The organism is Dialister sp., from assembly GCF_051885895.1.
Classification (GTDB): Bacteria; Bacillota; Negativicutes; order Veillonellales; family Dialisteraceae; genus Dialister.
In genome coordinates this window covers 1-6775 of record NZ_JBJEXP010000094.1, presented here as the reverse complement: position 1 = coordinate 6775, position 6775 = coordinate 1, and the positions used below count along the sequence as shown (strand labels likewise).

Below are 6775 nucleotides of genomic sequence, written 5' to 3'. Positions count from 1 at the left end.
TCACTCATCCACCGGATGAATGCCGTGAATTTCCTTGACCACCGGATAGAGCCGGCAGGTGCCGTAGGAGGAAAGGATGCGCTGGAATTCCGTTCTGGTCTCTTCACTGGGAAAGTGGGCATCAATAAAGACCACGTTTCCTTCTGTTTCATAGCAGTGCAGGATGTGAAATTCCGTGGTGCGGACGAATTGATAAAAATCGCGGGCCCGGTCTTCCCGGAGATGCAGGGTAAAAAGGCCGTGCACCGTATAGCCGAATACGGGGCAGTTGACGTTCACCGTATACCGTTCCACCACCCCCAGGTCCTGCAGCCGTTCCAGACGGTTCTTTGCCGCCTGGCCGGTCATGTACACTTTCTTTCCCAGCTCCGTCATGGAAATGCGGCTGTTTTTCTTCAGTTCGTTGATGATTTTTTTGTCCGTTTCATCCAGTACTTTTGAAATCAATGGCCTTTCCTCCTTTCTTTTCTTTATTATAGCAGGAAAAGAAAGGAAAAAAAGAAGGGGCGCTTTCCTGCGCCCCTTTCATCCATGCCGGGAATTTTACACCGAATCGGCGCTTCCCTTTGTCCTGTGCCGCAGAGCAGCCAGTCCTTTTCCCCGTCCCTGGGCGCCTACCATGCCGATAAGTACCAGAAGGGCACCGGCCGCTCCGGAGGGGCCCGGATTTTCTCCCCGGAAAATCATGCCCCACAGGGTGGCAAATAAGGGATCCAGTGCGGAAAACAGGCCTGCCTCCGCCGTTGAAATATATTTCTGCGCTTCTGTCTGAAAGGTGAATCCGAAGGCGGAGCAGAGAAAGGTCAGAGCCAGCAGAGAAACCACCGTTTCCGGGCCGGAAGGCATCTTCATTTCCTCCACCGCTGCGGAAGAAACAAGATTCAGGACACCCATAACGCCCATCTGCCATATGCCAAGGGAAATCCCGTCGCTTTTGGCCGCCAGCTTTCCTGTGAGGAAGATAAAAAACCCGTAAAAGAAGGCGGCTGCTATCCCCCATGCCGCTCCGTTCCAATGATCCGTGCCCTTCAGCGTGAGCAGGGCCACGCCTGCCGTCATGACCGCCATGAAAAAGAGCATCCGCCGGGAGGGTTTCTGCCTGTCCGCCACCCACAGGATAAGCGGCACAAAGAGGAAAGCGGAGTTTTCCAGAAAGGCGGTCAGGTAAATATCCGACTGCTTCAGAGCCATCATTTCCGAGGCCATAACCAGGTACAGGACAGCTCCCAGCAGAGTGCCGCGAAGCAGTATGTCCCTGCCGAAAGACGCCCGGAGCCTTTTCCTGTAAATCAGGGAAAGAAAGAGAAAGGCCAGGAAAAACCGAAGTCCCAGCAGCTCAAATAAGCCCATGGCCGCCAGAGCGGTTTTGGAAAACAGAAAGGATGTGCTTCTTGCCAGTATGACTGATACCATAAGTCCTTTCGCCGTAGATGTACGCATGGTGATGCCTCCTTTCCTTCCGGCTGTTTAAGGAACCCCATGACGAAGCAATGCATAAAATTCTTATAAAAGCAGATTCTATAAATAAATCAGTTCCTCCCTAGTATAGGAGGCCTTCCATATTGACGGAAGCGCAAGTTCATCAATATAATATTGACAGATACGCAATACAGCTGCAGGAGCCCGCCTGTGTGGAAGGAAAGCTCCTGTTTTCATCATGGGAGGCATCTATGGATATCAGCCGGTATAAAATATTTCTCCGCATCCTGGAGGCGGGAAGTCTCACGGCGGCGGCCGAAGAGTCGGGATATTCCCCTTCCGGCATTACACGGATGATGGACAGTCTGGAAAAGGAAACGGGATTTCCCCTGCTGTCCCGTTCCAGTCACGGCGTCCGTCTCACCAAAGAGGGAGAGGCTCTGCTGCCTTCCATCCGGGACATGGTGAAGGCGGAGGAAAAGGTGAAAAGCCTGCAGGACAGCCTCCTTTCCCTCACCCGCGGCGATCTTTACATCGGCTCGTACTTCAGCATTGCCGCCCACTGGCTCCCCTCCATCCTCTCCCTTTACCACCGGAAATATCCCCTGGTGCAGATCCACCTGAAGGAATGCGGAAACCGGGAATGTCTGGAAGGCATGGCCGAGGGCACCCTGAGCTGCGCCTTCATGAGCCGCCGTCCCCATCTCCATCTTCACTGGATTCCCCTGAAGGAGGACCGCCTGCTGGCTTGGATTCCCCAGTCCCATCCCCTGGCCGCCAGGGAAGCCATCCTGCCGTCGGATCTGGAAAATATCCCCTTTGTCAATATTCTCCCCCACGAAGATACGGACATTGAGGATTTCCTGCGCCGGCACCGCCTGCACCCCCGGTTCACCCTGTCCACCGCCAGCAATTACACCGCCTGGCGCATGGTGGAAGCAGGCCTGGGCATTTCCCTGAATAACGAGCTTATGAGCGAAGGCTGGAAGGGCCGGGTCCAGGTGCGCCCCTTCACCACCGGCGACAGCGTGTCCCTGGGGCTGGCCGTGCCCGAAGCCGCAGTCCATTCGCCGGCGCTCCGGAAGTGGATCGAAGTCACCCTGCAGTGGATGGGCCGGAAGTAAATTGACCGCTTCCTGTCCCCTGCCCGTGGTTTTTCCTCCCGCTCTGCCGCGGAAATCCGTAAAAAATCCATCAAATTTCTGTAAATTCCTGTTGGCAGGAGAGGCATAAATGGTATAAAATATAAATGACCGAGTTTTGAGAAGTCTGTACTGAAGGAAAGGGGGGAAAAGATGACATATTTCTATCCCGCCATATTTGAACATGACGCTGACAAGGGAATGTTTACCGCCGTATTCCCGGATCTGCCGGGCTGCCAGGCCCAGGGACATTCCATGGATGAAACGGCCAAAAAGGCCAGGGATGCCATGGCTGCCTCCCTTCTGGAAATGGAAGAAAAGGAAATCTCCATTCCCCTTCCTTCTGATGAGCGACTTCTCCAGCGCCGTATGAGAAAAGCCAAGGTATGCGTAGTACTGGTCGATATGAACTGCTACCGCGCCTTCAGAGCCTATAAAGTGAAAAATGCCGAAACCAAATCCGCCGAATGGGCTGCTTCCGCCAGAAAAGGCAGAAAAGCAGGATTCCTGTCCCGGGTATTTGGATTGAGATAAAATTGAAAGAGCAGTGAAGAGAAAATCCTCTTCACTGCTCTTTTTGCATGCTCCTGCCGGACTAGTTTCCTTACAGCGCTCTCATAATGGTGCCGCCGCCGATCAGACGGTCATCATCATAGAATACCACCGACTGGCCCGTGGTGATTGCCCGCTGGGGCTCGTCAAATTTCACCACAGCCCGTCCGTTTCTTTCCAGTGTCACCGTGCAGTCATGCACGCGGATGCCGTAGCGGATCTTTGCCTGGCAGCGGAACTCCTCCGCCGGCGCTTCCCCGTCGGTAAAATGAAGCTCATCTGCCAGAAGACGGGTGCGGAACAGATCCTCATTGGGTCCTGCCACCACCTGGTTCCTGTCCGGACGAAGCTCCGTCACATAGAGAGGCATCCTGGCCGCTATGCCAAGCCCTTTTCTCTGGCCGATGGTGTAGTAGGGAATGCCCCGGTGATGTCCGAGAACCCGTCCCTTCTTATCTACAATATCCCCCGGTTTGAACGCCTCGGGGGCATGATTTTTAAGAAATTCCACATAGGAGCTTTCGCTGGTAAGGAAGCAGATATCCTGGGATTCCGCCTTATTATAGGTAGGAAGCCCCTTTTCTTTGGAAATCCGGCGGGTATCTTTTTTAAACGTCCGTCCCAGAGGGAAAATAATGTGGGCCAGCTGGTCCTGGGTCAGATGATACATCATATAGGACTGATCCTTCCCCATGTCCACCCCTTTATGCACTTCATACTTCTGCCGCTCCGGATTGTAAAGGATGCGGGCATAATGGCCGGTGGCGAAGTAGGGGGCATCAAAGGCCTTCCGCACCTCATCATAGAAAAGGCCGAACTTCACCTTGAAATCACACATCATGCAGGGATTGGGCGTCATTCCCCGGCTGTAGGCATCAATGAAATAGGAAAGCACAAACTTCTGATAGGCTTCCCGCACATCCACCGCCTTGAAGGGAATCCCCAGAAGCTCCGCCATGCTGCGGGCTCCCTCGATCTCCTCATCCTGTCCGTCAAACTGGTACATGGTGGCTCCATACACCTCATATCCCTGATCCAGGAGAAGACGGGCCGTGAGCGTGCTGTCCACGCCGCCGGACATGGCGACCACTACTTTTTTCTTTTCTGTCATTTTGAAATCCTTTCCCGAAAAGGGCAGAGCCGGAGGAAAGCGCCCTCCTTCACAGAGTCCGATTCTGCAAGGATGAAACCGGACAATGACGAAAGCAGCCCTTCCTGTGCGGCCCGCCCTTTTCATCAACCATCATTCCGGGGAAATCCCGAAAAAAATCGCATCGGAGTGAAAGTCCGAAGGATACTCATACATTATATCATTACAGTGCAAGGGGAAAGAGGCCGCCGCGCGGCCCCGGGTTCATAGGATGGTGATGAGTGCCTCTTTATATGCTGCCTTTGGCAGCATTCATAATTACCCTTTGAACTAGCCCAGTGGCGAAATCGGGACTCAGTGGCATACAGCCAGTAGCTAGAAGCCATCCACCAGCTCATTAGCCCACTAGTACATAAGCCCACTAATTAAGATTTTTCGACTCTGTGGAGACTCTGCGTAGAGTCTCTAAGTCAGCCGAAGCTGACCTCTAGCCTGCCCAGTAAGAGGCTTTCCTATTGGCAGCTGACTGGCTTCGCTCGAAATGAACAGGGCATAAAAATGACATAGAAACCCACACCGCCCGGGTGCTCTCGGATGATACCGCAGCTCATTCCCCGGGTCAGGGGGGCCTCTATGCTTATCTAAAGCATATAAATTTCTTTAAGCATTGTCAAGTCGAATACATTACATCAGATGGTAGGTGGACATGCAACAGCTGCTCTGCTACGTTCGAAATAACGAAGGGCACCAGCGGCACCATTGTATCATGCGCCGACAGACGCCTCCACAACCTTCAGACCGGAGACTTATCAAACTTGAGAACCTTTTAATCCTTCTGAACGTCTATTTCTTCATATCCCACAAATACCGATTATATTTCTGCTGGTAAAATTCCGATTCCTTTTTTCTGCGCCAGTTGTCTCTGTCCTCGCAGATGGCCAGCATTTCATCGGCAATGTCTTCCGCCCGCCGGGGCTGACTGTTCCGCAGCCAGCCGATCATGCGGAGCATGGCATGTTCACTGCCCAGGCTGTCCGCAGCCAGGGCGCCCAGTTCGCCGGGAAAGCCTTTTTCTTCCACCAGCCCGATGATTTGCTGCTTCAGGTCTTCCGGATTGTCTGCCATTGTAATCTCCTTTAATAAAAATTTCCTCTCTGTGTCCAATCAATTCCTGTTTATTTAAGGAAAAAATAATACACCGTGAGGAGAATAAAAAATACGAGGAAAAGGAGGAAGAGGGGATATGTCCGTTCCGCCGCTCCTTCCTTTCCGCCAGCCACGGCCGGCGGTGTTTTCTTTGGAAGGGAGGAAGACTTTCCCCGCAGGATATCCGGTGTTCTTCCCTCTTCCATGGCCTGCCTGTCCTTTTCTATCTGTTCCTTCAGCGGTTTCCATTCCTGAAAGAAGGGAAACAGGGCATCCCCCATGGCCCGGCTTTCCTTTCGTTTTCCTTCCTTCCAGAAGGCAATCACCTGGTTTCGCACAGCCAGGAAAGAGGGCTCCAGCGGCCAGTATCCGTTCCTCAGGCATAACGGTTTCGTCAGGCCTGCCAGACTGTCTACCTGTTTCTCCGCCTGGCGCAGCCCGTCGGAAAAGCTGTGCTCCGCAAGGGACAGACTGTGCTGCAGGTCTTTTTCCAGCTTTTCTCTTTGCTTTCTGCTTTTTTCCACAAAATCAAGAAGAAGAAGTCCCCAGGGAAAACTGCGGCTCCTTGTCTTTCCCAGCTCTGACAGAAGGGCGGCATAATCGACCGTATCCAGATGTTTCACTGCCTCTGTCAGGTGGGAAGGCAGCTCCCTCTTCCACATTTCCACATGGGAAAAATTCCGGAGCACCGGCAGGCCTGCCTTCCGCCGGTCTCCATTAAAAAGAGCCGCTCCCTCTTCCGGACGAACAGCCTCGTAGGAATCGCAGATTTCCTCCAGAAGAAGCCGGACACTCCTGCTTCCATAAAACAGCCCGTTCAGGGAAAGCACCACCCGGGACAGTGGCGGCAGGGAAGAAAAGTCCTCCTCCTTGAAATCATCTCCCCGCACTGCTCTGTCCACCAGGGCAAAAGCCCGCTCCTTCTCCAGTCCCGGCAGCCAGAAAAATTCCGCACCGCTCCGCTTCACGCTCTTTCGCAGCATATAGGCCGCATCCAGCAGACGGTTCTTCTCCTTCTCTCCCCCTGCCCTGTTCAGTTTTTCCTGAAGCGCCTGGTCAATGCACGCCCCGCTGTCCGTGGTATGTACCCCCAAGAGGTAAAAAGGATTGTCTTTAAAGAACAAAACGAGCTCCTCTGCGAAAATACTTGAAATATTATATGTTTATTATAATACAGAATTCCTGCCGCTGCCTTGGCATCTGTAAGCGGAAATGACAGGACCCATCATCTCAAGGTTTGGAAGCAGAGTCGGAGAAGCTCCCAGTGGGCTGGTGAGCTGGTGGACTAGTGGCTAGTGGCTGGTTTCTAGTTTCTAGTTTCTAGTTTCTAATTCTTGATTCCCAGCTACAAACCATCCCAATCCCAGTCTCGATCCTAATCCCGGTCCCGGTCTCGACCCCGGTCCGCCACAGGCACCCCGTCATT

Annotated in this window: 7 protein-coding genes; 2 read left to right on the top strand and 5 right to left on the bottom strand. The window is 53.2% G+C overall.

Features of this window, described 5'->3' with window-relative positions; genetic code table 11:
• Positions 1-447 (bottom strand): Lrp/AsnC family transcriptional regulator, encoded by a 447-nt coding sequence (locus ACI4N7_RS08045; protein WP_439732841.1) that lies wholly within the window; start codon positions 445-447, stop codon positions 1-3.
• A gap of 96 nt (positions 448-543) precedes the next feature.
• A complete protein-coding gene (locus tag ACI4N7_RS08040; protein WP_439732840.1) occupies positions 544-1440 on the bottom strand; it encodes a DMT family transporter in 897 nt (298 codons plus the stop codon).
• A 230-nt stretch (positions 1441-1670) separates the two neighbouring features.
• Here ACI4N7_RS08040 and ACI4N7_RS08035 point away from each other — a divergent pair, with 230 nt between their 5' ends.
• The gene (locus tag ACI4N7_RS08035; protein WP_439732839.1) at positions 1671-2543 is read left to right on the top strand and encodes a LysR family transcriptional regulator; all 873 of its coding nucleotides are present in this window, start codon (positions 1671-1673) and stop codon (positions 2541-2543) included.
• Between the two features lie 171 nt (positions 2544-2714).
• Positions 2715-3095, top strand: a complete 381-nt coding sequence (locus ACI4N7_RS08030; RefSeq protein ID WP_439732838.1) for a type II toxin-antitoxin system HicB family antitoxin — start codon at positions 2715-2717, stop codon at positions 3093-3095.
• Between the two features lie 70 nt (positions 3096-3165).
• Here the strand turns inward: ACI4N7_RS08030 and mnmA are convergent, their stop codons facing one another.
• From mnmA to ACI4N7_RS08015, 3 genes are all read right to left on the bottom strand, one after another.
• Positions 3166-4224 (bottom strand): tRNA 2-thiouridine(34) synthase MnmA, encoded by a 1059-nt coding sequence (gene mnmA, locus ACI4N7_RS08025; RefSeq protein WP_439732837.1) that lies wholly within the window; start codon positions 4222-4224, stop codon positions 3166-3168.
• Between the two features lie 822 nt (positions 4225-5046).
• Positions 5047-5328 carry a hypothetical protein gene (locus tag ACI4N7_RS08020; RefSeq protein ID WP_439732836.1) on the bottom strand — a complete coding sequence of 94 codons (282 nt, stop codon included), beginning with the start codon at positions 5326-5328 and terminating at the stop codon, positions 5047-5049.
• 50 nt (positions 5329-5378) lie between these two features.
• Positions 5379-6473, bottom strand: a complete 1095-nt coding sequence (locus tag ACI4N7_RS08015) for a hypothetical protein (protein ID WP_439732835.1) — start codon at positions 6471-6473, stop codon at positions 5379-5381.
• Positions 6474-6775 lie beyond the last annotated feature (302 nt).

Bases quoted from the DNA above. Each gene is read 5' to 3' on its own strand.
- ACI4N7_RS08030 (WP_439732838.1), top strand. From the start codon at position 2,715: ATGACATATTTCTATCCCGCCATATTTGAACATGACGCTGACAAGGGA.
- ACI4N7_RS08020 (WP_439732836.1), bottom strand. From the start codon at position 5,328: ATGGCAGACAATCCGGAAGACCTGAAGCAGCAAATCATCGGGCTGGTG.
- ACI4N7_RS08040 (WP_439732840.1), bottom strand. From the start codon at position 1,440: ATGCGTACATCTACGGCGAAAGGACTTATGGTATCAGTCATACTGGCA.
- mnmA (WP_439732837.1), bottom strand. From the start codon at position 4,224: ATGACAGAAAAGAAAAAAGTAGTGGTCGCCATGTCCGGCGGCGTGGAC.
- ACI4N7_RS08035 (WP_439732839.1), top strand. From the start codon at position 1,671: ATGGATATCAGCCGGTATAAAATATTTCTCCGCATCCTGGAGGCGGGA.